At 52.3% G+C, this 2,125-nt stretch carries 4 protein-coding genes; 1 reads left to right on the top strand and 3 read right to left on the bottom strand.

Annotated elements, in window-relative coordinates; all coding sequences use genetic code 11:
* Nucleotides 1-298, bottom strand: a 298-nt coding sequence (locus GHO42_RS02400; protein ID WP_371928111.1) for a flagellar hook-basal body complex protein, incomplete at its 3' end; no start/stop codon positions are given.
* A gap of 342 nt (nt 299-640) precedes the next feature.
* Between GHO42_RS02400 and GHO42_RS02395 the strand changes: the two genes are divergently transcribed.
* On the top strand, nt 641-844 hold the full coding sequence (locus GHO42_RS02395) for a hypothetical protein (protein WP_095021117.1): 204 nt from the start codon (nt 641-643) through the stop codon (nt 842-844).
* Nucleotides 845-857: 13 nt separating this feature from the next.
* Here the strand turns inward: GHO42_RS02395 and GHO42_RS02390 are convergent, their stop codons facing one another.
* A complete protein-coding gene (locus tag GHO42_RS02390) occupies nt 858-1,130 on the bottom strand; it encodes a colicin immunity domain-containing protein (RefSeq protein WP_095018922.1) in 273 nt (90 codons plus the stop codon).
* The gene (locus GHO42_RS02385; protein ID WP_178114883.1) at nt 1,127-2,038 is read right to left on the bottom strand and encodes an S-type pyocin domain-containing protein; all 912 of its coding nucleotides are present in this window, start codon (nt 2,036-2,038) and stop codon (nt 1,127-1,129) included. Before GHO42_RS02385 ends, GHO42_RS02390 begins: the two co-directional genes overlap by 4 nt.
* Nucleotides 2,039-2,125 lie beyond the last annotated feature (87 nt).

Raw genomic sequence — 2,125 nt, 5'->3', positions numbered from 1 at the left:
CATAGGCCTCACTGCCATCGGGGGCCTGCACCGCCAGCCAGCCGTCGCCGGACACGGCCACATCCAGGTCGCGGCCGGTCTCGACCAGGGCACCTTGGCTGAAATCGGTGGCAGGGCGCTCGGTCAAGGCAAAGGCACGCGCCGGAAAGCTGTCACCAAACACCGGCATCGAGCGGGCCTGTTCCAGGTCACGCTGAAACCCGTTGGTCGAGATGTTCGCCAGATTGTTGGCATGCGCCTTCTGCGCCAGTGCGTTCTGACTGGCGCCGGTCATTGCCACATAAAGGTACTTGTCCACAGTCTTTCCTCTGTCTGACGGACGCTTGCCGCCCACCGCTGTACTGAAGAGGTCATTGCAATTTGCGCACCAACTTTATTTTGACGCGCTGCGGCGCGGGTTTGCGCAGGGATGGGGGAAGATTCGGTGCGAGGAGACGGCGGGGTTCTGCCGGTTGCGGCAAGGTCTGGCCTGGGTAGTGGCCGTCGAGGGCCCTCACCCCAAGCTGATTTCTGGCGTTGCGAAGATCTGCTTTTGCCTTTGGTTCCCTCTCCCTCCAGGACAGGGTTGCCACCTTTTGCAGCACCAACCACCAGGCCAACCCGGGTAGCGACTTCATCCAAAACGGATTCGGGGGCGTAGATGTTCGCAGGCATGTGTAACCTCATTTCTGATGAGGCTGGGCGGCGCCCGATAAGTTTCAAAAATGATGGCAAGAGGCAAAATAAACCCGTTTTAGGCGGGGATTTACAGGTTTTTTTACGAAATCAAAAAGGGGATTTCGGTAAACAGGCTTTACTGAACGGACTCAAAAAAGCCCAGACGGGCTGGGCTTTTCAAGCCTAACCATTGAGTAGATTCAGGCCAGCTTGAATTTACTCAAGGTTGCTTTGACCTCAGCTCTCAAACCAGCTTCATCTAGCTCACTTTTTCTGCGATCTAGATCAGGGTTGTAGCAGTCTGCCAGGATGAAAATGGTCGATGCACATTCAGAGACGTTTGCATTGTCGTCCTTGAGTTTGTTTGCATCTCGCTCTGCGCTCCACTTAGCGATATATGGATCGGCAAAAGCATTTGCAGACAAGCCGCCGTCAGCGAATTTCTTGGCAAGCTGGATAAGCTCAAGACTCATTGCAGAACTCCTTTCTCAATGTAGTTTTTAAATTGTGGGGTAGCTGGGTCAAGCTTCCAACCCGACACAAATTTACCATCGCCACCAATGATAACGACATTGTTTGTTCTTTTGTTGAAAAAAACAGTTGAGTCTGTTTCTCGCTGATATGTCCCATGGGGAGAGGTATCGACATCAGCAAGATGCTCATTAACAGCATCCCTGAACTTGCTCAGCGTCTCGATGTTTTTACGGGTATCAGTTACCCCAAAACTACTAGCATGCTTGAACTTTTTATCCAATTGTTTGCGTGAGAATTTTCCGGAATCTAGCGATTCGCTGAAAACCGCATAAATTGGAGGCAGACCCGAACCGGCTGGAAAGCAATAGATACAGTCGTGAATATCTAGCTGATCCACTGCCGGTAGTTCTTCCGCCTTAATCTCAAGTGGAGTGAGAGTCACACCAGTGTATACCGGCACGGCCACAGGTTTAGCTGGAGTAGAAGTCGAACTGTTGCCTGGAGTCGCAATAGGAAAGACCAGCGTGCGAGACGGGGTATCAGCCGTGGTGAACGTATAGGCGTTCAGGCTGGCGTTAAATGTTAATGCCCGAACAGGCACCTTCGCAGATACACCACCGCTGGATGTGGTCGCTACAACGGAGTACTTATGCTGCTCCCCGTAGACCCGGTACGGCACATCAACACTGCCTCCGGAAGAAGCAACAGCCAACAAGTTCACAGGAAGGCTAGGCGCAATAGATTTAGCGGGAACCGTCATCATCGTTGACGGATGGAGGTCACCGTTGCCCAGTTGAGGTGAATACACCAACAGCCCAATACCGACGCCAGTTACACGGTCTAAAGCTACACTGCCAATTCCCTTCAATGCTTGGATACCAGCTTGAAGGGCTGCATCGAGAGTCATTTTAGAGCCAGCTGTTTGAATCGCCCCTAGTTTCGTAGACACCTCCAAGCCTTAAAATGAGGCCCATTAGGAGGTGCCATGAGCAAC

This window comes from Pseudomonas sp. FSL R10-0056, from assembly GCF_009600105.1.
In the GTDB taxonomy this organism is placed as follows: Bacteria; Pseudomonadota; Gammaproteobacteria; order Pseudomonadales; family Pseudomonadaceae; genus Aquipseudomonas; species Aquipseudomonas bubulae.
This window is presented reverse-complemented; position numbering and strand designations above follow the sequence as displayed.